Origin of the sequence: Hungatella sp. SL.1.14, from assembly GCF_024460495.1 — a bacterium.
In the GTDB taxonomy this organism is placed as follows: domain Bacteria; phylum Bacillota; class Clostridia; order Lachnospirales; family Lachnospiraceae; genus Hungatella; species Hungatella hathewayi.
This window is the reverse complement of the sequence record NZ_JANFYJ010000011.1, coordinates 126,081-148,077: the sequence shown is the minus strand read 5'-3', so window position 1 is coordinate 148,077 and position 21,997 is coordinate 126,081. Positions and strand designations below refer to the sequence as shown.

Below are 21,997 nucleotides of genomic sequence, written 5' to 3'. Positions count from 1 at the left end.
ATTATAGTAATATTTCAAGATTTCTGCTTTTTAAAGATGTAATATTTTCATATTTTTATACTTTTTTTGTTTTTTCTCCCCTTTTCATTCAAAAAAAGTTATGCATTACGCACAAAAAAAGAAGCAGAAAAGTAAATTACTCTCCTGCCTCTCTCTTCATACATGACTCCCTCACAATCAGTTCCGGCTTAAGGATCCGCTCCACCCGGCTCTCTTCATCCGGCACGCCTTTTATCTTTTCCAGCAGCAGTTCCGCCGCCATGGCCCCCAGCTTTTCCTGCGGGTGGGCGATGGTCGTCAGCTTCACCGCACCGTTTTCCGCTATAAAGGAGTTGTCATATCCTGTTACAGAGATATCCTCCGGAATACGGATCTTCATCTTTTGAAGCGCCTTTATCACCTCCAGGGCAATCTGGTCGTTATAACAGACGATCCCGTCCATGGTGACGCCGCTTTCCAGTATGAGCTCCAGCACCTTCGCCGGCTTCACCGCACGATCCTCCGTATGAAACCAGATCACCATATCGGGATCGTAGGCGCAGCCAGCCTCCTGAAGTGCCTTCACATACCCCTTATGGCGTTCCTTTCCCTGACTGTCATCCGCCTTAAAAATCCCCAGGATCCGGCGGTGCCCTGATTTGATCAGATAGTTTGTCACCAGATACCCGCCCAGACAGTCGTCCATCAGAATGTGCGGCTTATTCTTCATCTGTGCGTAGTATCCCTGTATGAAGACATAGGGAATCTGATAAAAATCGAGTTTTTCATACAGTGGCCTGTTGGCACAGAGAATCTCGCTTTTGCTGGGTTCCACGATCAGTCCGTCGATATCTTTCTCCAGAATTTCCTCCAGACAACGGCTCTCCTTCACGCGGCTGTTGCCGGTATTTTTCAGGATAATACTGTAGCCCTCCGCTGTCAGCACGCTGTCAATTCCCTGAATCAGCCGGGGAAATATATAATCCGATAAGTATGTGGTAATCACCGCGATATTGCCGGACCCCTTTCGATATGTTCCGCCCAAGGCTGGTGAGAGGGACTTTCCCCTTCCCGGCTTCCTGGAGACAAAGGTACCTCTGCCGTGCTCCGCCTCGATAAATCCCTCCTGTTCCAGGATGGACAGCGCCTTTCGCACGGTATGGCGGCTCACATGGTGGGATGAAGACAGCTCATTCTCCGATGGAAGCCTGTCCCCCGGCTGAAACCTGCCGGATATCATATCGCGCTTTAACTCCTCCATCAGAATATAGTACTTTGTCTTTCCGCCCTCGTTCTCTTCCCGGCTTAACGGGCGGCCGCTATCTCTGCCCATAATACGCATTGGGCCCATGCTTGCGCATAAAATGCTTATCCTGCATGGACTGTGGTGCAGGCTCTGCATCACGGTTCAACATCTCAGTCACAAAATTCATCTTTGCGATCTCTTCCAGCACCACGGCATTATGAACTGCTCCCGCAGCGTCCTTTCCCCAGGTAAACGGTCCGTGGTTTTTGCACAGCACCGCCGGCACATGAACCGGATCTTTGCCGCGGAAGGTTTCAATAATCACCAGGCCGGTGTTCTTTTCATACCCCTTTTCGATCTCCTCCGGCGTTAAATTCCTGGCGCATGGAATCTCCCCATAAAAATAGTCCGCATGGGTCGTACCGTAGCAAGGCAGCCCGCGGCCTGCCTGGGCCCAGGCCGTAGCCATGGGAGAATGGGTATGAACGATTCCGCCAATCTCCCCAAACGCTTTATACAGTTCTAAATGAGTGGCCGTGTCGGAGGAGGGATTTAAGTCTCCCTCCACCTTATTTCCGTCCAGATCCATAACCACCATGTCTTCCGGTCTTAATTGACCGTAATCCACACCGCTTGGCTTGATGACAAACAGTCCCCTTTCCCGGTCAATTCCGCTGACATTCCCCCAGGTATAAGTGATGAGCCCCCTTCTCGGCAGTTCCATATTAGCCTCATAGACCTCTTTTTTTAATTCTTCCAGCATCGTGCCATTTCCTCTTTTCTAATTGTTTCAATTCTGTTTAATCAATTACCGGCCGTTCCGCCCAGACAATCGACAGCGGCGCGCTCAATCGGCAGACCGTTTATATACCGCTCCATAAATGCCTCGAAACCACGCTCATCCTCTTCCTGCGGTTCCATAACCACACCTTCTTCGTCCGCAAAGACGCAGTCCGTTAAGTACTGGTCAAGGGCGGCGCTGCCTCCGTCTCTTCTGTAACGCATATAGGATGCAAGAATTGCTGCCCCCCATGCACCGCCTTCACCGGCTGTCTCCATAACGGTCACCGGAACGCCGGCTGCCGCCGCCATAATCCGCTGGCCTACGCCCTTTGTCTTAAATAATCCGCCATGGCCCAGCAGACTGTCCAGCTTCACGCCCTCCTCCTTAAACAGAATATCCATACCGACACGGAGCGCTCCCAGCGACGTATATAAATGTACGCGCATGAAGTTTGCCAGGTTAAACCGGCTGTCGGGCAGACGCACAAATGCAGGGCGTCCCTCTTCAAAATGTGTGATATGCTCTCCGGAGAAATAATTATAGGCCAGCAGGCCGCCGCAGTCCGGATCCCCTTCCAGGGCAAGATTATAAAGGGTGGAAAACAACTGGTTTCTGTCCACCTTCATTCCCATAGCCAGGGAAAACTCTTCAAACAAATTCACCCATGCATTTAAATCAGAAGTACAGTTATTGCAGTGCACCATGGCAACCAGATCACCGGCCGGCGTCGTCACCAGATCCAGTTCCTCATGAACGTTTTTCAGTTCATGTTCCAGAACCACCATGGCGAACACACTGGTGCCTGCGGATACATTGCCGGTGCGCTTCGCGACGCTGTTCGTAGCCACCATACCGGTTCCGGCATCTCCCTCCGGCGGGCAGAGAGGAATACCTGGCTTTAACGCCCCGGACGGATCGAGAAGCTTCGCGCCTTCTTCCGTCAGCACTCCAGCCTCCTCCCCTGCAGTCAGAACCTTCGGAAGGATATCACGGAGCTTCCACGGCAGTTGTTCTCCGGCTGTCAGTTCATCAAACTGTGCAATCATCCTCTCATGAAAATCCTTTTTGCCGGTGTCAATCGGAAACATGCCGGCGCAGTCACCGATTCCCAGAACCTTCTGTCCGGTCAGTTTCCAGTGTACGTAGCCCTCCAGCGTGATTAAGTAATCGATCTCCGGCACGTGCGGCTCTTTTTTTAAGATTGCCTGATATAAATGGGCGATGCTCCACCTCTGTGGAATGTGATATTGAAACAGCTCCGTCAGTTTTTCCGAAGCTTCTTCCGTCATGGTATTTCTCCAGGTACGAAATGGAACCAGAATTTCCCCTGCCCTGTTGAAAGCCATATAACCGTGCATCATGGCAGAAATTCCGATGGAACCTACGGTGGTCAGCGTCACACCGTACCGCGCCTTCACGTCCTCCTTAAGCTTTGCAAAACTGTCCTGAACACCTTCCCAGATGTCCTCCAGAGTATACGTCCAGACACCTTCCACCAGCCGGTTCTCCCAGTCATGGCTTCCGGAGGCAACTGGCTTCTGGTGCTCATCCACCAGCACCGCCTTGATCCGTGTAGATCCCAGCTCAATCCCCAGCGCCGTTCTGCCATTTATCATGTTCCGGCATACTTCCTCCTGCATCGCTTCTTCTTTTTCCTTAAAAACACTTGTCATAGTTTTACACCCCTTCATGATTCAGATACGCTCTAAAGCATCTGTCGATAGAAAACTGAGTTCCATCTGAGTTCGTTTTTGAGACCGCGGATCGTTGTGTCCTCGTCAATGAAGACAGCCTCGATCCCCATGGAAGCAGCCCAGTCTCCCATCTGTTCTGCCGTCAAATCGTAGGAGAATGCCGTATGGTGGGCACCGCCTGCCAGAATCCATGCTTCGGCTCCTGTCTTTAAGTTTGGTTCCGGAGTCCAGAACGCCGTGGCAACCGGAAGCTTCGGCATGGGCTTTTCCACCTTTTTGCAGTTCACGGTATTGATGATAAGGCGGAATCTGCTGCCTAAATCTACCAGCGACGTGGCCACCGCCCTGCCTTCCTTCGCCGTAAATACGAGACGGGCCGGATCCTCCCTGTCTCCCATGGAGAGCGGGCATACCTTGACTGCAATGCGGCTGCCGGCGATGGACGGGCATACCTCCAGCATATGCGCCTGTAAGATTCCCTCTTTTCCGGGAACCAGATTGTAGGTGTAGTCCTCCATAAAGGACGTTCCCTTCGCCCCTTCCATTCCTGCCGTCATGATTTTCATCAGGCGGACCATGGCGGCTGTCTTCCAGTCTCCCTCTCCGCCGAAGCCGTAGCCCTTTTCCATCAGACGCTGAATTGCCAGACCCGGAAGCTGTTTTAAGGAACCCAGGTCTCCGAAATGAGTAACGATTGCCTGATAATTCTTCTCTTCCAGGAACTTCTCAAATCCCAGTTCGATCTGCGCCTGTACCGCCACATGGCGCTTAAATTCCGCGGCGTCTCTTCCTTCCAGAAGAATATCGTATCTGTCGTAATACTCCTCCACCAGAGCGCTTACATCGCCAGCCGGAATCTCTTTTACATAGTCTGCGATCTCATTGACCGGATAGGCGTCGATCTCCCAGCCAAACTTCATCTGGGCTTCCACCTTGTCACCTTCGGTTACAGCCACATTTCTCATATTGTCGGCTACACGGACCACACGGATATGGCTGCTTTCCATGACGCCAACCGCAGTTCTCATCCAGGAACCGATTTCCGTCTGAACCGTTTTGTCATCCCAGAAACCGACGATGACCTTTCTCTCGATGCCCATTCTCGTCACCATATGACCGAACTCCCGGTCGCCGTGAGCGGACTGGTTCTCATTCATAAAATCCATATCGATCGTGTCGTAAGGGATTTCCTGATTAAACTGGGTATGTAAGTGAAGGAGCGGTTTTCTGTATTCCTGAAGCCCTAAGATCCAGGATTTGGCCGGTGAAAATGTATGCATCCACGTAATGACACCCGCGCACTCCCCGTCCCGGTTGGCCTCGTTAAACAGCGTGCGGATCGAGGTATTGTCAATCAGGGTCGGCTTCCAGACCACCTCATAGGGAAGAAGTCCCGACTGATTCAGCCCCTCCACGATGATTCTGGAATGCTCGGCCACCTTTCTCAGGCACTCGTCTCCGTAAAGGTCCTGGGAACCCGTGGCAAACCAAAACTTGTATGCTTTCATCTCCATAAAAAAATCCTCCTTATCACTGATATTATTATACTATAACAGTAGCACTTGTACCATAGTGTGAACAAGTTGTTTTTTTCCAGTTGTTAATCTGGTTGTTTTCTTCTCAGTTATAAGTTAAAATAACAGCAGGCTTCACAGCAAATTCAGATACAGGAGGTAACAATGAAAAAAAAGTTTCGTGGATTTTCTTTTAAAAGCAGACGTTTGACAGCAGTCATACTGCTGTCCGTCTTCTTTTCCAGTGAGGTGCTGCCGTTAACGCCTGTCTTAGAGGCTATGGCCATTCCCACAGAATCCCGCATCCTTTCATCATTCTACGATTCAGAAGATGAAGACCTGTGGGAAAAAATAGAAGCCCACGGAGATGTGCTTCTGACCTTTCCAAGCCAGATTCATTCTACGATCTCTTCCCCGGAAGACACAGACGTTTTTAACTTTACGCTGGAGGACCCGGAGGACGTGATACTTACCCTGGAATCGTCTGCGCCCTGCCAGGTTGTACTGTCTGATCATGGAGTTGTGGTGGAAGAATCCAGCCTGCCTCATGACCAGAGTATTGAAAGAGCCGGTCTCACCGCAGGTACATACACAGTAACAGTAAGTCCTCAGCCCGGAACAGACTACGCGGAATATGAGCTTAAGATACGGCGCCAGACCGACAAAACTGTAATGCCGGATTATTCGGAGGCACATATCGCCGGAGTCACCTTCAATAAACGCTCTCCTTACCGTTGGATGGATCTGGAAGACGATGAACTGGACCGCGGCGGCAGTTCCATAGAAGTACTCAATTACCTGGCCCACTGGCAGGGGCCTGTAAAAAATTCCGCAGCTCCCTATCCCAATGATGGAAGCTACATGGAGACACCCAGCAATTATATAAAATATGTTGATGCCTCCCGGACCTCCCGGGAATACCATATTCCGAACGCTTATATGCTGCCGACCAGCGATACCAAAGGATATAAAGAGCACTGGAAGAATGCCATTATGACTTACAGCGCAATTCACTCCGGACTGTATTTCCTGCCCCCTTACTATACGTCCGCTGAACCCGGATATCTTTATCTTCCACCTGAACTTTCAGATGAACTAATGGGTGGCCATGCAACTACGATTGTCGGCTGGGACGATTCTGTACCCAAAGAAAAATTTACGGTCAGTTCCGGAAGCAATGCATGGACTCCTGAGGAGGACGGGGCCTGGATCTGCAAAGACTCTTACGGAACAGATCCAATATTAACGGACGGAACAGGATACTATTATATTTCCTATGAGGATGCCTTTCTCGGATATCCCGGAATGTTGGCTGTTGTCTATCCAGCCGGTGAACGTATTGATAACTACAGCCATATGTACAGCAATTCCGCCAATGGATCCATCGATCTGCCTCTGGAGGATTATACAGAACTGATATTGTCACAGGTATTCCATACTGGACATGCCCCTGAAATGCTGCGGGCTGCCGGTTTTATCTTGTCCAACCCGGATTTCTCCTATCGGATCTATGTAAGAATCGGAGAAGATAAACCTTTTTTAGCAAAATCTGGATATGAAAAATACGGAGGATTTCATACGGAGCGCCTGGATACCGGTATTCTGCTTCCCGCTGAAACCGAGTTTGAAGTCATTGTCAAAATCCTTATTCCGGAAGACAGGCAAAATATATTACGTTTCTTTTTTGCACACAACACGCCCGGGTGGATTGACGGGATTAAAAGCCAGAAGGGAATCTCCTATCAGTACGAACTTTTGGAGGATGGTACGTGGGAGAGGCATGATATCTCGGAAAACGGACTTTACCCCTCCATATTTGCTTATACCAACGCTCCTTCCATGAAGGAGAAGATCACCCTGACCAATATCCGTGAACCTTTATCCAGCCCGGCCAATGCGAATCAAACAGAACGCATGATCTCTTCCGGTTCCAATGCGGCCAAAAGGCCGTCACTGTCCGAAGATGGAATGAGGACATTGCCAAATCCTCTCAGTATTGCTGCGGCTCCGCTTCATGTAAACCTTCCTTCCTCCTATGACTTAAGGGATGAAAACCAGGTTACAGTTCCAAAGCATCAGGGAATCAGCAGTCTGTGCTGGACCTTTGCGGCTGCAGCGGCCATGGAGAGCGGGTATTTAAAGGGCGGCTCAAACATGGTAAATTACCCTGGCGGCCTGAACCTGTATTCTGAGGACGGCGCTGTAAAAAACGGGAAAATCAAACTGGCATTAGCTCCTGGTGAGGAGCTTCCGATTGATTTCACTGCTACGCTGTTCTCTGACAGCGAATACTTCAACCCCGGCACTGACCAGATTTACTGGGAAATTGCCGGAGATATGAGCAGTATCGAGACTGGGGATATCCTCTCAGAGAGCGGGGAATCCGTGCATGTAATGACTGCCAGGTCGGCCGGAACCGTCCGCGTAACCGCAGTCAGTCTGGCTGACCACAGCCTTCGAACCTCCTGCACCGTTGAAATCACAGAGAAGATTCCAGCGAAGGTACATTTAGACAGGGAATCTCTCACAATGACTCAGGGGGAGACCTGCAAGCTTCAGGTAACGGTAGAATCAGACGAGGAGGTAACCGTATTCTTCTCCTCCGATCATCCATCCATTGCCGATGTCAGCCCTGAGGGAGAAATACTGGCCCTCCGTCCCGGAACTGCCGTCATCACCGCGAGGGCCGGCGAGGGGTATGCCTCCTGTACCGTGACCGTTACGCGCCGCTCCTCCTCTTCTGGCAGCAGCAGCGGGAATTCCTATTCTCCGGCTGGCCCCGGCAGCTATTCAGGATTCATTCCAAGCACATCTATTACATCTGATACCACAAGCGGTACGTGGATTCTGAACGGCACAGGCTGGTGGCTTCAGAGAGAGGACGGAACATATCCATCTTCCTCCTGGGAAAGGATTAACGGGAAATGGTACTATTTTAAAGAGAGCGGATATATCGCCGCCGGCTGGATCAATCAAAACGGCTTCTGGTATTATCTGAGCGAAGATGCTCCTTCCTGCGGCCAGATGGCCACCGGCTGGATTTTCGATCCGGCATACGGAGGCTGGTTCTATCTGAAACCGGAGGGCACCATGGTCACAGGCTGGAATACAATTGACGGAAAACAATATTATTTTAACCCCGTATCCGATGGTACCAAAGGCCGGATGGCTGAAGATACAGTTTTAGAGGACGGAACCCGCGTAGGGAAAGACGGGGCTAAAACAGAATAAACGAAAGCCGCCGGCACAGTATATCAGTATATCGCGGGATAAAAGTATAGCCGCAATCGTTTCTCCATTGACAAAGAGAAACGATTGCGGCTAACCGCCGGTATATCTTTACCCAACACCATCTGCCTCCGGGAGAACCAGTCCAAGCAAAACAGCTGCTGTACAGCCGGCCGCTTTTGAGATCAGCAGCACAGGCAGCATATCCGGTTCCGTGCTCACTGTAAATCCCAGATGAGCCGCCAGCATGGAGGCCGCGCTTACCATATAAGCCACATTGACCAGCTTTCCTTTCTCATTCATATCCTTCATCATGGCCAGTGCCGGAATGGGACTCACAATGCTTACCAAAAGTCCTAATACACTGATGCTGTCCAGTCCGATTTTTGCTCCCAGGACCGTACACGGCCTCTTTAGTATTCTCTGCAGAAATTCCGTCACCGGAAGACTTCCCAGAAGCACTACACCGATAGACGATACCACCGCCATGGCCTCCTCGACAGGAGCCATACCGGGTATCACCACAAAGCCAGTCATATATGTAACCGCTGCCAGCACAAGCCCTGCAGTTATGACTGCCCGGATTAAAACAGCGAACACTTCAAACCCCTTCACCATGCCATCGGGGACACGGTACAGACCAATTCCCAACAAAAGTGCCAGAACCAGAACAGGAAGATTCTGATGAAGAATCTCCCAAAACCCCAGGCCGCACACAGCCCCTCCGGCAATCAGCGCCGCCGGCATGGCTGCCAGCCCCAGCATGATTCCTCTGGCAAATACAGTCCTGTCTCTCTCTTCGATCAGTCCCATCCCCACCGGAACAGTAAAAACAATCGTACAGCCAAACACGGAAGCCGCCACAATTCCCGCATACCTTCCGATCATCGGATTCTCAGCCAGTTCCATAGAGAGCTGGTATCCGCCCATATCAATCGCCAGAAGACTTCCAAACATGGCCGGATCCACACCCAAAAAACGGTAAACCGGAATGATCAGCTTCCCTAACGTCCCGGATACCAGCGGAGCCAGACAGATGATCCCCACCATCGACAGCGCGGTAGGTCCCAGATACTGAAAGCCTTCCTCGAATTTTTTTCCATATCCAAAGCGGTTCCCCATGATGCGGTCAATTCCGCCAGCCACAGCGCCAAGCGCCATAATGATCATGATCATATGATTAATCATTTTACTTCTCTCCAGCTTTTTTCAAACTAGTATATCATAAACGCTCACATGATGATAGTTTTTATCCGTAAGATACGACAGAATATAAATGTTTATCTAAATATTACCGGTGGCCCACATCCACATTCAAAAGCATCAACAACCGCCATGGCGATCTTTCATAGATGATGTGTTTAAAACAAACGCAGGAAATCAAACCTTGTTATGATTTCCTGCGTCTATATCAATTCCAATATTTCACACTCTATGTCTTTCAATTTATGTTCTCTGCTATTCCCGTTTATTGACAGGAAGTATGAACGGTACCCCTCTATTTTTCTATGAGCAGTTTTCTCACTTTCCACTTTCCACTTATAAAATAGATAAAGCATACCAATCCAGGCAGGATTCGGGAACACGCAATTCCCCAGAAATATCCAATATAACCCATATGAAATATATACACGAAAATTATGCTTAGACCTATTTTACAGATAATTCCATCTAAAATACCTATGATAAAGCCCAATTCTACAAATCCACTGCCGTTTACCATTGCCTGAAAAGCACCTACAAATGAAGAGGCAAAAAAATGAATCACCATAATCTGTAAATATAGTACGCCTAATTCTTTTACTGCCTCATCCGTAGTGAAAATGCCATAGATCTCTTTTGGTATTTTTAAACACAGAAATGATGCAAAAACCGCACACACCAATGTCATGGCTAACGTTGACCAGGTTACCTTTCCCGCTCGTTCTGTCTTTTCCGCCCCTAAATTCTGTCCTACCATAGCAGCTGAAGCAGTATCGACTCCCTGCATAAAAACTTCCATAAATTTTTGGATTTTATTTCCCACACTATTTGTTGCAGAAACCACCAGACCATAAGCATTGATGTTGGAATTTACCCAAAGCAGGGAAAAACGGACAAGCAACGAACGAATTGCTGATGGAATTCCCAGTCGTAGAATTACCCGCAATATATCAAATTTAATTGTAAAATAACCTGGCTTCAATTCAAATCCAACTTTATCTCTTACTTTATACATGTAAATGAATGCTGCCAGAAAAGACCCCAGTTGAGAAAAAGCAGTTGCAATAGCAGTCCCTGCCGCCTGCATATCAAATACAACGACAAGAAGAAGGTCCAGTACAATATTAACGATGGCAGCAACAGAAACAAACATCAACGGACGTTTTGATTCCCCCATTCCCCGCAAAATACCGCATACCGCATTATATCCAAAAATAAAGGGAAAGCCGACAGCTGTAATAATCAAATACGTTTCTGCCTGTCCAAAGGCTTCTGTAGGACAATTCAGCAGTGACAGAATCGGACGGCAGAAAAAGATTACCAGAAACGCCAGTAAGATTGATAAAATCAACATGAAAGTAAGAAACGTACCTATCGCATCCTTAATCTTTTGATCCTTTTTGGCGCCTACCAACTGTGCTATAAAGGTCTGTCCGGCCATTGCAAACGCAGTCGCCACAGGTGTCACCATATCTGACATTTCTCCGCCCGTTGATACGCCCACGGTTCCGGTGCTCCCCACAAACTGTCCGATTACCATGAGATCAACCATACCATAAAGCTGCTGTATTAGATTTGTCAATATAATTGGTATTGCAAAGAGCACCAGTGATTGAAAAACCGGACCTTCAGTCAGATTCATTCCTACATTCTGTTTTCCTGCTGTTATTTTCATAAGTCCCTCATTTCTATTCCCATACTAAATCAATTATCGGTCTTAAAAAAAACAATATTGCCTGGCCCCGGAATATGATCAACTCTCCTGACTGCCTCCAGCCTCCCGTCTTCACCAATTAAAAATGTATAAATGGAGTCTTCTGGATGAGCCGCCAGGTGCAGAAATTTTCCATCAGGTGATATCGCCATCCCTCTGCCCCCATGGCTGCTGCCACATGCAATCGTCTGAATCAGTTGGGGAATTCCCAATGCATTATCAATCCGATATACTGTAATGATGCTGTCTTCACGGAGTAAGTCATAGATGTATTTTCCCGACGGATGAATTTTAATATCCGATTGCCAGCCAGTTCTTTCCATATTTTTATCTGCCAGACAACTCACCAGACAAATCGGAGTCATTTTTCCATTTGCCGAATATCTAACCATATTAACAATTGTTTTTGTTTCATTGTTAAAATACAGATATGGCTCTGCAGGATGGAATGCCGCATATCTCGGGGAGCTGCCTTCCGCTGCGGACATCTGGTCACAAAGTACAAGTTTCTCCTTTTGGCTGTCGATCCGATAAAAGGATATTGTATCATTTCCTTTATCACAGACTGCCAAAAGTTTTCCTGAAGGAGAGCAGTACACACTATGCACATGAGAATTCCCCTTCTTTTTTACCGGGATATGTTTTACGATGTCACAAAGCTTTCCGATTGTTCCGTCTGGCCTCAATTGATACATGACCACTGACGATTCTGAATATTTCTCTGCCAGCTGGTATGAGCCACTCTCAGTCCTTACTGTTTCGAGTATCGTATCATCGCTGGAATGATTCGTAATTATTAAGTATTTTTTATCACCGTTTACAGCACAGTAGCTGGGCAGCAGACCATAAGACGGTTCACAGCTTAAAACTTTCAAATTACCGCTAGAACTGTTTATACTCAGAGCATAGACTTCCCCTCCAGGAGGCTTTCCTGCGATCTGCCTTCGTTCATTTACACAGTATAAAATTTTCTTTTCATCATCAAGACACATTCCGCCGCAGTTAATCTCCGGTAAAACACGGTTCAATACATGAAATGTACCCTTTCCCATATCATAACGGGCAATACTGATTCCCTGATCATGATTACTTCTAGGACCACCCCAGCTTCCTATGTAAGCGTATATTTTAGGCATTATAACTCCTCAGCAGACTACAGGACCACAGACCTTCATAATACGGTCCTGTATGCACTTGCTTTTCTTTCAGGTTAATTTATTAATTTCCTTTACCTGGTTACAGGATACGTAATGGCCCGGCAGTATTTCTTCCAGCTCCTGTTCCCTGTAACACTCCTCACGGGCATACGGGCACCTTGCAGCAAAACGGCATCCTGGTGCCGGATTAACCGGTGAAACAAGTTCTCCCTTCAGAATAATCCGCTCGCGACGATGATCAATATCTACGGAAGGAATTGCGGAGAGCAGCGCTTTCGTATAAGGATGCAGCGGTGCCTCAAATAATTCCATGGCAGCGCATGTCTCCACCATCTGACCAAGATACATGACACAGATATGATCAGATATATGTCTGACCACCGATAAGTCATGGGTTACGAACATATAAGTCAACCCATATTCCTTCTGTAAGTCCTGAAGGAGATTTAAAACCTGTGCCTGAATTGATACATCCAATGCCGAAACCGGTTCATCGCATACTATAAATTCCGGCATCAATGCGATAGCCCGTCCGATTCCAACACGCTGCCTTCTGCCTCCGTCCAGTTCATGCGGATAGGCGTTTCTCAAACGGTTTTCTATCCCCACTAAATCCATTAATTTCCTGGTTTCTTCCACAATTTGTACTTTACTGTATCTGCCAGAAAGAAGAAGCGGTTCCTGAATCATTTCGCTCACCGTCATTCTTGGATTCAATGAGGAAAAGGGGTCCTGGAATATAATCTGCATATTTTCCCTCACTTTTCGCAGCTGTTTTCCGGAAACGTGAGTTACATCCTCTCCCTGAAACAAAATCTGCCCGCCTGTGCTTTCCAGCAAATGGATGATTGTGCGTCCCAGCGTTGATTTTCCACAGCCGGATTCCCCTACAACCCCCATTGTTTTTCCTTTTTCAATCTTAAAGGAAACACCATCGACAGCATGCAGCTTCCCCTTTGGCGTATCAAAATATTTTTTTAATCCTTTGATTTCGATAACGGCAGCCATTATTTTTCCTCCTCGTACTGCATACATCGACAGCTGTGTTCTCCACTTATCACAGTGAGAGAAACCGGTGCAGACGTACATCTGTCAGACGCATATGGGCACCTTGGCGCAAATTTACATCCCTCTGGCAGTCTGGCCGGATTCGGAGGCATTCCACTGATAGACTGTAGACGCTCCGCCCTTCCATTGATATCCGGAAGAGCTCCAAACAACCCTTTTGTATAGGGATGAGAAGGATTGTGGTAAATTTCAGCCAGCGTTCCATATTCAACGATTTCTCCGGCGTAAATCACCGCCACATAGTCACAGACTTCTGCGACCACGCCCAGATCATGGGTAATCATAATCATGGACATATCCATTTCATTCCGCAGTTTTACAATCATATCCAGCACCTGAGCCTGAATCGTAACATCCAGAGCCGTCGTCGGTTCATCTGCAAGCAGAAGATCCGGTTTACATGCAAGAGCAATTGCAATGACAACCCGCTGTTTCATTCCGCCGGAAAACTGATGCGGATATTCTACATACCGCTCCGCCGGAATACCAACCATTTCAAGCATCTCTACTGCTCTTGCCTTTGCCTCTTTTTTAGAAATATTACTGTGCAGCTTCACTCCCTCCGCAATCTGATCGCCCACACGCATAACCGGATTCAGCGCAGTCATTGGATCCTGAAAAATCATAGAGATTTTCTTACCACGGATTTTATAAATTTCATCTTCCGACAGATTCATCAAATTTTTACCTTCAAATTCAATTATTCCACTACAATGTTTAGTGGAAAACTCCGGCAATACCTGTAACACAGCTTTTGCAATAGAAGTCTTTCCTGCTCCTGTTTCTCCCACAAGTCCCAGCGTTTTTCCCCGTTTTAAATCAAACGATACGCCGTTTACAGCGTGAATCCCTATCCCCTCTGAAGTATATTCCACATATAAATCTTTGACGGACAATAGTGATTCTTTATCTTTTTCTCTATTCATAACAGCTATTATCCCCCTCTATCTCTTCAGTTTCGGATCCAACGCATCCCGCAGCGCATCGCCAAAAAGATTCATGGCAAGTACCGTAATCATAATCATCACCCCTGGAAACATAACCAGATGCGGATAGTCACGAATCATATTGCGTCCGGCTGCCAGCAGCGCCCCCCACTCAGGATTAGGCGGCTGAATACCCAATCCAATGAAACTCAAACTCGAAGCAACAATAATAGCATTGGCAAGACTCATGGAGGCCGATATAATCAATGGTGACATTGCATTAGGAAATACATGTTTTGCTATAATCCGTAAATTTCCTGCGTTAATAGAGACAGCTGCTTCCACATATTCCTGTTCCCGGATACTAATCATTGATGCCCTGAGGATACGCGCAGCCCCAGCTACACCACCGACTCCCAACGCCGCGATTGTAGGAACCATCCCATTTCCAAGCACTGCAGATATACAGATGGCCAGTAAAATTCCGGGAATTGCGGATATCACATCCAGGAATCGCATGATAATATTATCTGCCCTGCCTCCAAAGTAACCGGCTGCAGAACCTAAAATAATTCCAATTCCTGTTCCAAAGGCTACGGTTCCAAAACTGATCATCAGCGTGGACCTGGTACCATATATAATCCGACTGAATAAATCTCTTCCCATTTCATCTGTGCCAAAGAAATGTCTTAGTGAAGGTCCCTGAAGGCGGTCAGCCATATTGATCTCCGCATACCCATAAGGTGCTATTACTTCCGTGAATAATCCAACCGCAAGGATTACCGCCAAAATAACCATTCCGGCCACAGCATTAGGATTTTTCATTAACCGTTTCATAACAAGCCTGAAATTACTCTGGCCTTTGCCGGTATCGTTTTCTTTTTTATTCATCTGCTTTCACCCCACTTTCCTGTGTCCCACACTGCTCCGGCTGAAAGCCGCCTTAATTCTCGGATCAACTGCTGCATACGCCAAATCAACCAGAAGCATAATAATGCTAAATAAAATAGAGAAGAAAACAATGGTTCCCTGCACAGAAGGATAATCACGATTATTGATAGAGTTTACTATGTACAGCCCTAATCCCGGAATTGAGAAGACGCTCTCAATAATAAGCGCGCCCCCCATTCCGTGGGCTAGTCCACCTCCAAAGACTGTTATAATAGGAATCAGAGCATTGGGCAGGGCATGCCTTAGAATAACATCTCTTTTTTTTACGCCCTTGGCCAGCGCCGTGGTAATATAATCCGAATGAATCACTTCCAACATACTGGAACGCGACTGCCTTGCCAGCCTGGCCATTTCAGGCAGCGCTGCTGCAATCCACGGCAATATAAAATATTTGATGCCTCCGGTACCATAGGAAGGCAGCCAATTCAGCTTTAGCGCAAACAGCAGGACCAGCATTAGTGCCAGCCAGAATCCCGGCATTGAGATACCAACTAAAGCGATGAGCATCGAGATTCTGTCTGCAATTCCATTTTGATGAATCGCAGCATTAATTCCCAGTGACACTCCCAGTACCATGGCCACCAGCATGGAACCAAGGCTGATAATAAGAGTATTAGGCAGTCTGTTGATAATATTTGTTCTTACAGAAGTGCCGTCTATATAGGAGGTTCCAAAATCAAAGTGAAGAAACAGATCCTCTAAAAATTTACCCAACCTAATCAGATAGGGCTGATTTAAGCCCAGTGATTCCCGACAGGCCTCCAATTCCTCCTGAGTGGCCGTAACGCCTAAAATAATTTCTGCAGGATCTCCAGGTACAAAATACATTATGGTAAATATGATAACTGCGACACTTAAGACCACCGGAATCATTAACAATAAGCGTTTTCCAATATACCTAGTCATTTCCTACTCCTTTATTTTTCTGCAAATGTGCAGGCCCATACTGCCGGATAGCCTTTGGCATTTACCATTATCTCCGTTATACTATCTTTTGTTATAATATAATTATAAGGATTAATCAGCGCTCTGAACCAGGCATTATCAAGCAGATACTTATGATATTCATCCAGTTTTTCCTCCGTGTGCCCCGTCTCCGTGGCTATTGCTATTGTCATTTCCTGGAGAGTGTCATTATGAATAAAGTTAGTCGTCCCATTTTCGTAGTTATCACTGTTCAGGCAATATCCCCATAAGTTTGGCAGTATATCAGGTGATTTACAGGGATCCAGTTTGATATCCCACTCTGCCGGATTATACTTATAATCATTAAACAGGGAGGTATCATATCCAAGCAGTTCACATTCCAGCCCCATCATCTGTAAATACGCCTGAATCAGTTCTGCTTCTGCCTTGTACTGTCCGCTGTTCTGATATAAAATCCGGAAGGGCTTAGACTGAACAAAACCGGAATCCGTCAGCTGCTGCTGTGCCTTATCGAAATCATATCCGTAATAATCTTCATTGTTCCACTGATCCAGATAATCGGAGTAAATCCGGCTTCCAAACGTTTTGCAGGACTCCCCTTTACCCTCCAGTGCCGCAGTTACCATCGCTTCTGAATCAACTCCATACAGAACAGCTTTGCGGAGCTGGGGATTATCTGCAAATACGCTTCCCTCATCCATATTTAAAAACATACAGTCGATCAGTGAATTCAGCTGGTTGGATACATGATAGCCCTGTTTTGCAGTTAAACCGTCTGCCTCAACAAAGCGGTCTACTTCAGAACCTGTAATGCCTGCAATCATGTCTATACTTCCATTTTCCATGGCAATCCCCATCTGTGTTGATTCCGTCAGCACATTAAAAACAATGCGGTCTGCATTGGCCGAATACATTGCCGGACTCAGACTCTCGTCCTTCTGCCAGTAATCATCTCTTTTAATTAATTCTAATGTAGATGAGGCAATATAATTTCCCACCGCGTAAGGTCCTGTACCGCAGGAGGAAGTAGCAAAGCTGTCGCCGCTTGCTTCATGAGCTGTCTTAGAGACAATATATACGTTAGTGAGTGCGTATTCCCAGACTCCCAGGCTGTTGGAAGATGTTTTCAGCTGTACACTGTAGTCCCCCGTCTGTTCAATAGAATCCACATAATACATCTTCGTAACGGTTCCGCAGTCTTTTGCGTATTCGTAGCTGTAAACCACATCTTCCGCAGTAATGTGATTTCCCTGGCTGTCGTAAATATAATCGTATATTGTAATATCAAAGGTTGTATCATCCACTCTTTCATAGTGGTCTGCCATAACACTTACCGGTTCTCCGCCGTACTCCTCCAGAACAAACAGAGTCTGATACACGCCCGGTGTCCATGTCGACTTCACATTTGATGCCGTACCGAAAGGATCCAGTCCGCCAAAATCAGCGTTTACACCTGCAACAACGTCAATTCTTCCATTGTCAGACGGGGGATCCTGTTTTTTTGCCTCCGTCTGTACCGGCATACTCCCTTCTGTCGGTTTCGTCTCATCTGCAGTTTTCTCCGAACCACATGCTGCCAGCGAAACAACCATTGCCATGATTAAAGCTGCCCCCATAACTTTCTTCATTTTTAAAACCCTCCTTTTTTTCTATGTCAAATCAGTTGATCAAACATATTCATCATATTGTTTACGATGGCATCATCGTTATGCCCCGGATGTGTTTCTGAACTGTAAAATTGAAAAACATCGTGATCTGCCGCAGAATCACTTAATATGTATCCGCCGTTAAACATGGCATCTCCGTGTGTATGTGTAACGACGACTGTATTTTTAAAGGGAGAGGCATCTTTTAATTTCATGCCAATCTCCGAATACAGTTCTCCAGAAGCACCTACCCAGGCAACATCTCCCAGAACAGATACCTGCATCTGCATATGCGACTGTCCCTCCTGTATCATTTTGCACCGTGTGCTCTTTAATGGCGAGCGGTCGTTTACCAATAATTCCGGCTTTGTATTGCGAATATTATTTTCTGTTATCTGCCACGTAATCCGCACATTAGCCCCCTCCTCCGGATGATGCCCCGGCATATCAAGAACTGAAGTTGTCCCCATAATTTCCATATGATCTTTCATACGGTTAATTGTCTTCAGGGTCCTGATGATATCTACTGCATGCTCCTGGGCGATAGAACGCTGCAGCAGATAGGCAACTCCCGGAGGATACTGCAGAGGTTCATTGTATCCATCCACTTCGTACCTGCGCAGAAAACCGATTGCCGCTACAGGATTCTGATCTCCTGCTGAACCGCTTGTCCAGAGGCATACAGCATCGTTTCCATAACGTTCCTCGACATAATCTCCTGCAATACTTGGAAATCCGCCAGTTGTCTTAATCTTCCCGTCAAAATCAGGAGTCATAAACGCTGCAGTTGCATGGCACCCATAGTTTACAACAGCGGCAATCAGGTTTCCTTCATAATCCTCAAATTTCATAACGGCGAGTGTTTTATCTGAAGGCCCTTCGAAATTGGGTGCCTGCATCCAGTGTCCATCCTCAAACTGCCGGTCACGACATACGTTGATATAGCTTTTTCCTTCTCCAAAGCCGTATCTGGCTGGTATTAACCTTTCTAACGCTTCTGCTATACCCGAAAAAATGGCTGGTTCGACAATCTGCTTAAAATACTTATACTCCTTTTCCTTGGCAGGATCATTGCTCCACTTAATCCCCGCAGAATGATTATGAGTCCAGACAGCAACCATATGGCCAGTTGGAATCTGAAATTTTTCACTTATCTCCTCCTTTATTTCGGCGTCCGGGCTCGGTCCACTGTCAATATTCAAGAACAGGAATCTTGTATATTCATTTTCCAGCACGACGATTCTTATATACAAATCATGCAAAACTTCTTCCGCCCCACGCATTCCCATAAATCCTGTCATTGGATAAAAATCCGCTGTCGGTGTAATACATTTCTTTACTGCGCCAGCTTTTAACTTTCCCATAAATCCACCTCCAAATAATGTTAATTAATCTCTCTGTGTTCCAGCATACCGAATCCCAAAAAAGAAAGTGCATCTTGAATTCCCAAATCCCACATGCGCCATTCATGGCCATATCCGGAGTAAATCTTGAGTTCGAAAGGCAGTTTTATCTTCCGGCAAAAATCAACAAAATCTTCAAATTCCTCTCTGTGATGATCCTCGTCTCCATACCCGATAAACAGCTTCGGCAGATTTTTTTTCTTTCCCTCCTCTACTGTTTTTTGCAAAATCCCCCTGGTACAGTAATCCAATGATTCATGGAATGCCTCAAGTCCGCCAGAATTCCGGATCAGATTTCCATACTGCAGGCAGACCTCCGGACTCTTTTCTTCAAACATAAAATCGTAATTTCTGACTGTTGATGAGAGAATGGCCGCCCCGGCAAACAATTCCGGATTATTGACTGCAAATTTCCCAGCCCCCCATCCTCCCATGGAAAGTCCGGCTATATAATTATCCTCCCTCCTGTCAGAAACCGGAAACCAACTGTAAACCATCTTCATCAGTTCTTTCAAAAAGAAGCCATACATATCATATCCTACGGAAAAGGAGGGCCAGTCTGTATAAGCGCTGTTCATGGCGGAAGGCATGATTACCACCAGATCATGCTCGCACGCATATACTTCTATCATACTTTTTCGTATCCAGTCAGAATAATCTCCTCGCCCTCCATGCAGCAGCCATAATACCCTATATTTTTTTCCCGGCCGATAGAACTCCGCCGCCTCCATACGCCTGCTGCACTCTGGAAGAATCATGCCTATTTCTGTATTTCCGTTTAAATAACGGCTTTCGAAGTTAAATGTTAAAAATGCCATATTCGTATACTCCTTAAATTTCTTCCCAGGTATTTTCTCTTCCGGCTGGTTTACCGATATCAAAAAAGGAAAGTGCATCCTGGATGGCCATGTCCCAAAATCTCCATTCGTGACGGTATCCGGGTATTATTTCATAAACCCCTGGTATCCCGTTAGTTTTCATATAATCAATAAATTCCAAAAAATTTTCATAACCATGATCTTTATCTCCGTATGCAAAAAAGAGGGACGGAAGTATTTCCAGACCATCGCCGGCAGAAAGCTTACTCAGTTGATTTCTAATGTTCACATCTGAATTCAAGAACTTTTCCAATCCGTCAAAGTTGTCAATCAGATTATCAAATCGGCATTTTCCTTTCTCCCGCTCTTTAAGAAAAAAGCCTTCAGAGTATTGTCTAGCTCCTGACGATAGAACAGCGGCGGCAGCAAATCTGTCCGGGTAATTAACCGCATACTTTAATGCGCCGTTTCCCCCCATGGATAGTCCTGCAATATAGTTGTCCTCCCGTTTTTCCGATGCCGGAAACCACGTTTGAACGAGAGGCATCAGCTCCTTTATAAGGTAATCATCCATATAGAATCCCTGACCAAACTTAGGCCAGTTTGTATAATTGCTGTTTAAGGCAGACGGCATTACAACCATCAGCTGATATTTGCAGGCATACAGTTCGATTTTGCTTTTCCTGATCCAATCGGAATAATCTCCATAAGTCCCATGCAGCAGCCATAAAACCTTATATTTTACACCTGAGGTTATATAAAAATCTTCGGGCTCCATCTCCTGAGGCAAATCAGGAAGTATCACACCCACCTTTGTATTCATATGTAAATATTGACTTTCAAAATCAAAAACCGCCAATGACATAATTTTCTCCTGTTCCCATTAAGTATGAGTTAATAAACATTTCCTAATTCCTCTTTTGTATCGAATCCAAAAAACTGCAGGGCTTCTTCCAGCTCTTTATCCCAATATTCCCAAGAATGTCCGCCTTCAGAGTTTCCCTGGTATATGGTAAATCCAAGGCTTCTGCCAAAAGCAATGCTGTCAATAAAATCAGAATACCTTCTTTCAGCTTTTCCCCCTGCAAAAAACAGCTTCGGCATCTCATCTAACCGTCCGGCTTCTGAAATCTGCTTCAGAGTCCGGCGTATATTGATTCCTGATTTCAGAAGGTTTTCTCTGCTTCCCTCCTGTGCAGTCATATTGCTGGTTCTCTTCTTTATTCTCGGATTATTGCTTTCAAATGCTTTTTCCCAGTCCGGTATATCCCCCGAAAAGTTAGCTGCTGCACAGAACTTTTCCGGATGCTCGATGGCCAGCTTAAAAGCGCCGCGTCCTCCCATGGCCAAACCTGCAATATAGTTGTCCTCCCTCTTATCCGATGCCGGAAACCAATGATGTATCAACGGCATCAATTCTTCCACAAAATATTTTTCGAAGTAATAGCCATTACCAAAACCGGGGCAGTCAATATACCAACTGTTTGAAGCTGATGGCATAACTACAATCAGTTCATGTTCACATGCATATAATTCTACATTGCTTTTGCGTATCCAGTCAGAATAATCTCCGCTTCCTCCATGGAGCAGCCACAAAACTTTATATTTCCTTTTTGATAAGTAGAACTGTCCCGGTGACACCCCACGCGGTTTATCCGGCATGATAATCCCTACTTTTGTATTCCCTGTTAAATACTGGCTTTCAAAATCAAATACTGCTAATGCCATAGTGATCTGCC

At 46.5% G+C, this 21,997-nt stretch carries 17 protein-coding genes; 1 reads left to right on the top strand and 16 read right to left on the bottom strand.

Features of this window, described 5'->3' with window-relative positions; all coding sequences use genetic code 11:
* Window positions 1-136: 136 nt before the first annotated feature.
* The 4 genes from NE473_RS13850 to araA all read right to left on the bottom strand — a co-directional run bounded on the left by NE473_RS13850 (window position 137) and on the right by araA (window position 5,217).
* On the bottom strand, window positions 137-1,312 hold the full coding sequence (locus tag NE473_RS13850) for a GntR family transcriptional regulator (RefSeq protein ID WP_055649986.1): 1,176 nt from the start codon (window positions 1,310-1,312) through the stop codon (window positions 137-139).
* Entirely contained in the window at window positions 1,299-1,988 is a 690-nt protein-coding gene (locus tag NE473_RS13845) for an L-ribulose-5-phosphate 4-epimerase (protein WP_055649918.1), read from the bottom strand. The genes NE473_RS13850 and NE473_RS13845 overlap by 14 nt, the downstream gene beginning before the upstream one ends.
* Window positions 1,989-2,029: 41 nt before the next feature.
* Window positions 2,030-3,649, bottom strand: a complete 1,620-nt coding sequence (locus NE473_RS13840; RefSeq protein ID WP_055649985.1) for a xylulokinase — start codon at window positions 3,647-3,649, stop codon at window positions 2,030-2,032.
* A gap of 65 nt (window positions 3,650-3,714) precedes the next feature.
* On the bottom strand, window positions 3,715-5,217 hold the full coding sequence (gene araA / locus NE473_RS13835) for an L-arabinose isomerase (protein WP_148510138.1): 1,503 nt from the start codon (window positions 5,215-5,217) through the stop codon (window positions 3,715-3,717).
* 165 nt (window positions 5,218-5,382) lie between these two features.
* On the opposite strand from araA, the gene NE473_RS13830 reads away from it, so the two are divergent.
* Window positions 5,383-8,448, top strand: a complete 3,066-nt coding sequence (locus NE473_RS13830) for a lectin like domain-containing protein (RefSeq protein ID WP_055649917.1) — start codon at window positions 5,383-5,385, stop codon at window positions 8,446-8,448.
* Window positions 8,449-8,556: 108 nt separating this feature from the next.
* Here NE473_RS13830 and NE473_RS13825 read toward each other — a convergent pair whose 3' ends face one another.
* From NE473_RS13825 to NE473_RS13770, 12 genes are all read right to left on the bottom strand, one after another.
* Complete coding sequence (locus NE473_RS13825) at window positions 8,557-9,633, bottom strand: ethanolamine utilization protein EutH (protein WP_055649916.1); 1,077 nt, start codon at window positions 9,631-9,633, stop codon at window positions 8,557-8,559.
* A gap of 310 nt (window positions 9,634-9,943) precedes the next feature.
* Window positions 9,944-11,323, bottom strand: a complete 1,380-nt coding sequence (locus NE473_RS13820) for an MATE family efflux transporter (RefSeq protein WP_055649915.1) — start codon at window positions 11,321-11,323, stop codon at window positions 9,944-9,946.
* A gap of 29 nt (window positions 11,324-11,352) precedes the next feature.
* Complete coding sequence (locus NE473_RS13815) at window positions 11,353-12,498, bottom strand: lactonase family protein (RefSeq protein WP_055649914.1); 1,146 nt, start codon at window positions 12,496-12,498, stop codon at window positions 11,353-11,355.
* Window positions 12,499-12,567: 69 nt separating this feature from the next.
* On the bottom strand, window positions 12,568-13,527 hold the full coding sequence (locus NE473_RS13810; RefSeq protein ID WP_118040711.1) for an ABC transporter ATP-binding protein: 960 nt from the start codon (window positions 13,525-13,527) through the stop codon (window positions 12,568-12,570).
* On the bottom strand, window positions 13,527-14,513 hold the full coding sequence (locus NE473_RS13805) for an ABC transporter ATP-binding protein (RefSeq protein WP_055649912.1): 987 nt from the start codon (window positions 14,511-14,513) through the stop codon (window positions 13,527-13,529). Before NE473_RS13805 ends, NE473_RS13810 begins: the two co-directional genes overlap by 1 nt.
* 18 nt (window positions 14,514-14,531) lie before the next feature.
* The gene (locus NE473_RS13800) at window positions 14,532-15,404 is read right to left on the bottom strand and encodes an ABC transporter permease (protein ID WP_055649911.1); all 873 of its coding nucleotides are present in this window, start codon (window positions 15,402-15,404) and stop codon (window positions 14,532-14,534) included.
* 6 nt (window positions 15,405-15,410) lie between these two features.
* Window positions 15,411-16,370 carry an ABC transporter permease gene (locus NE473_RS13795; RefSeq protein WP_055649910.1) on the bottom strand — a complete coding sequence of 320 codons (960 nt, stop codon included), beginning with the start codon at window positions 16,368-16,370 and terminating at the stop codon, window positions 15,411-15,413.
* A gap of 11 nt (window positions 16,371-16,381) precedes the next feature.
* Window positions 16,382-18,019, bottom strand: coding sequence for an ABC transporter substrate-binding protein (locus NE473_RS13790; protein ID WP_055649909.1), 1,638 nt, complete (start codon window positions 18,017-18,019; stop codon window positions 16,382-16,384).
* A 26-nt stretch (window positions 18,020-18,045) separates the two neighbouring features.
* Entirely contained in the window at window positions 18,046-19,401 is a 1,356-nt protein-coding gene (locus NE473_RS13785) for a hypothetical protein (protein WP_055649908.1), read from the bottom strand.
* A 20-nt stretch (window positions 19,402-19,421) separates the two neighbouring features.
* On the bottom strand, window positions 19,422-20,258 hold the full coding sequence (locus tag NE473_RS13780) for an alpha/beta hydrolase (RefSeq protein ID WP_055649907.1): 837 nt from the start codon (window positions 20,256-20,258) through the stop codon (window positions 19,422-19,424).
* A 13-nt stretch (window positions 20,259-20,271) separates the two neighbouring features.
* The gene (locus tag NE473_RS13775; protein WP_242866115.1) at window positions 20,272-21,036 is read right to left on the bottom strand and encodes an alpha/beta hydrolase; all 765 of its coding nucleotides are present in this window, start codon (window positions 21,034-21,036) and stop codon (window positions 20,272-20,274) included.
* A gap of 116 nt (window positions 21,037-21,152) precedes the next feature.
* The gene (locus NE473_RS13770; RefSeq protein WP_055649905.1) at window positions 21,153-21,986 is read right to left on the bottom strand and encodes an alpha/beta hydrolase; all 834 of its coding nucleotides are present in this window, start codon (window positions 21,984-21,986) and stop codon (window positions 21,153-21,155) included.
* Window positions 21,987-21,997 lie beyond the last annotated feature (11 nt).

What these genes read in the sequence shown, in the direction of transcription:
- NE473_RS13775 (WP_242866115.1), bottom strand. Translation starts at nt 21,036, where the DNA reads ATGGAGCCCGAAGATTTTTATATAACCTCAGGTGTAAAATATAAGGTT.
- NE473_RS13770 (WP_055649905.1), bottom strand. Translation starts at nt 21,986, where the DNA reads ATGGCATTAGCAGTATTTGATTTTGAAAGCCAGTATTTAACAGGGAAT.
- NE473_RS13815 (WP_055649914.1), bottom strand. Translation starts at nt 12,498, where the DNA reads ATGCCTAAAATATACGCTTACATAGGAAGCTGGGGTGGTCCTAGAAGT.
- NE473_RS13800 (WP_055649911.1), bottom strand. Translation starts at nt 15,404, where the DNA reads ATGAATAAAAAAGAAAACGATACCGGCAAAGGCCAGAGTAATTTCAGG.
- NE473_RS13780 (WP_055649907.1), bottom strand. Translation starts at nt 20,258, where the DNA reads ATGGCATTTTTAACATTTAACTTCGAAAGCCGTTATTTAAACGGAAAT.
- NE473_RS13845 (WP_055649918.1), bottom strand. Translation starts at nt 1,988, where the DNA reads ATGCTGGAAGAATTAAAAAAAGAGGTCTATGAGGCTAATATGGAACTG.
- NE473_RS13825 (WP_055649916.1), bottom strand. Translation starts at nt 9,633, where the DNA reads ATGATTAATCATATGATCATGATCATTATGGCGCTTGGCGCTGTGGCT.
- NE473_RS13805 (WP_055649912.1), bottom strand. Translation starts at nt 14,513, where the DNA reads ATGAATAGAGAAAAAGATAAAGAATCACTATTGTCCGTCAAAGATTTA.
- NE473_RS13840 (WP_055649985.1), bottom strand. Translation starts at nt 3,649, where the DNA reads ATGCAGGAGGAAGTATGCCGGAACATGATAAATGGCAGAACGGCGCTG.
- NE473_RS13850 (WP_055649986.1), bottom strand. Translation starts at nt 1,312, where the DNA reads ATGGGCAGAGATAGCGGCCGCCCGTTAAGCCGGGAAGAGAACGAGGGC.
- NE473_RS13785 (WP_055649908.1), bottom strand. Translation starts at nt 19,401, where the DNA reads ATGGGAAAGTTAAAAGCTGGCGCAGTAAAGAAATGTATTACACCGACA.
- NE473_RS13795 (WP_055649910.1), bottom strand. Translation starts at nt 16,370, where the DNA reads ATGACTAGGTATATTGGAAAACGCTTATTGTTAATGATTCCGGTGGTC.
- NE473_RS13810 (WP_118040711.1), bottom strand. Translation starts at nt 13,527, where the DNA reads ATGGCTGCCGTTATCGAAATCAAAGGATTAAAAAAATATTTTGATACG.
- NE473_RS13820 (WP_055649915.1), bottom strand. Translation starts at nt 11,323, where the DNA reads ATGAAAATAACAGCAGGAAAACAGAATGTAGGAATGAATCTGACTGAA.
- NE473_RS13790 (WP_055649909.1), bottom strand. Translation starts at nt 18,019, where the DNA reads ATGAAGAAAGTTATGGGGGCAGCTTTAATCATGGCAATGGTTGTTTCG.
- NE473_RS13830 (WP_055649917.1), top strand. Translation starts at nt 5,383, where the DNA reads ATGAAAAAAAAGTTTCGTGGATTTTCTTTTAAAAGCAGACGTTTGACA.
- araA (WP_148510138.1), bottom strand. Translation starts at nt 5,217, where the DNA reads ATGGAGATGAAAGCATACAAGTTTTGGTTTGCCACGGGTTCCCAGGAC.